This window comes from Spongiactinospora rosea (genome assembly GCF_003315795.1).
Classification (GTDB): domain Bacteria; phylum Actinomycetota; class Actinomycetes; order Streptosporangiales; family Streptosporangiaceae; genus Spongiactinospora; species Spongiactinospora rosea.
On sequence record NZ_QMEY01000071.1, the window covers coordinates 1 to 1,647 of the forward strand.

At 66.7% G+C, this 1,647-nt stretch carries 1 protein-coding gene; it reads left to right on the forward strand.

Annotated elements, in window-relative coordinates; translation table 11 throughout:
- Positions 1-63: 63 nt before the first annotated feature.
- The gene (locus tag DP939_RS45175) at positions 64-1,605 is read left to right on the forward strand and encodes an ISL3 family transposase (RefSeq protein WP_113986976.1); all 1,542 of its coding nucleotides are present in this window, start codon (positions 64-66) and stop codon (positions 1,603-1,605) included.
- The last annotated feature ends 42 nt before the right edge of the window (positions 1,606-1,647 follow it).

A 1,647-nucleotide genomic window follows, 5' to 3' on the forward strand; every position in this document is an offset into this window, starting at 1 on the left:
GGTTCTGCCAAGATTTTCGTGGTAACTGCCTGCAACTGATCACACACGTGCCGATAGTTGCATATGCGTGATTCCGATCAGGAACTGTTGGACCTGCTTCTTCCGCAACTGAGCGACGTGCAGGTGGAGCAGGTACGCCGTGACGAAAAGACGATCCGCGTTACGGCCCAGGCCCGGCCGGACGATGCCCGGCCCTGCCCGTCCTGCGGGACGCTGACACACCGGATGCACGGGCGTTACCGGCGCCATCTCGCCGATGTCGCGGTCGGCGGCCAGCAGGTCATCATCGACCTGACCGTGCGTCGGCTGGTATGCGAGAACATCGACTGCCGCGTACACACGTTCGCCGAGCAGGTGCCCGGGCTGACCGTACGGTACGGGCGCCGCACCACCCTGCTGAGCACAATCGTCACCTCGGTGGCGCTGACGTTGGCCGGACGGGCCGGATCGCGATTACTGGCAGTGCTGGCCGTGGCGGCGAGCCGGACCGCACTGACCAACCTGATCACCGGGCTGCCCGACCCGGAGATCGTCACGCCACGGGTAATAGGGGTGGACGATTTCGCCCTCAAACGCGGCCGGTCCTACGGCACCGTCGTGATCGACGCGATCACCGCCCGGGTGGTGGACGTGCTGGCCGACCGCCGAGCCACCACCCTCACCACGTGGCTGCGAGACCACCCCGACGTCGAGGTGGTATGCCGGGACGGGTCGGCCGGCTACGCGGGAGCGATTCGAGAGGCCCTGCCCGAAGCAGTGCAGGTGTCGGACCGCTGGCACCTGTTCCACAACCTGGCCGACGCCGCGTATCGGGAAGTCGCCGCCCACAGCGTGTGCTGGGCCAAAGCCGGACCGCCGGCCAAGGACGGCGACCGCGCCCAGACCACCGCCGAGCGCTGGCGGGCGGTTCACGACCTGCTCGACAAGGGCACCGGCCTGCTGGAAACGGCCCGGCGGCTGCAACTGTCACTCAACACGGTCAAGCGCTACGCCCGCGCCGCCGAACCCGAGCGCATGAAGCGAGCCCCGCGTTACCGCTCCTGCCTGGTCGATCCCTACCGTGACCACTTGCGCCGACGCCGCGCCACCGAACCCGGCGTGCCGGTCCTGCGCCTATTCGCGGAGATCAAGGCACTGGGCTACACCGGCAGCCTCAACCTGCTCTACCGCTACATCACCCAAGGCCGGGTCGAAGCCGACCGGTCGGCGATCTCCGCGAAGAACCTCACCCGGCTGCTACTCACCCACCCCGACCGCCTGCCCGGCGACCAAAGCGCCCTCCTCGCCGAGGTAACCGCCACCTGCGGCGAGATGACCGCGCTGGCAAACGCCGTCCGCAGCTTCACCGCCTTGCTGACCCCAGCACCCGGCAACGACGCCCTTCTGCAGGAGTGGATCACCATGGTGCAGGTCGAAGACCTGCCCCACCTGCACAGCTTTATCCGGGGCCTGACCCTCGACCTCGACGCTGTCTGTGCCGGAATCACCCTGCCCTACAGCAACGGGCCTGCCGAAGGCGTCGTCAACAAGATCAAAATGATCAAGCGGCTGATGTTCGGCCGCGCCGGATTCCTGCTCCTCCGCAAGATGATCTTGCACCGCTGATCAAAGCTACATTCCGTAACCACGAAAATCTTGGCAGAACCC

What these genes read in the sequence shown, in the direction of transcription:
- DP939_RS45175 (WP_113986976.1), top strand. Translation starts at nt 64, where the DNA reads ATGCGTGATTCCGATCAGGAACTGTTGGACCTGCTTCTTCCGCAACTG.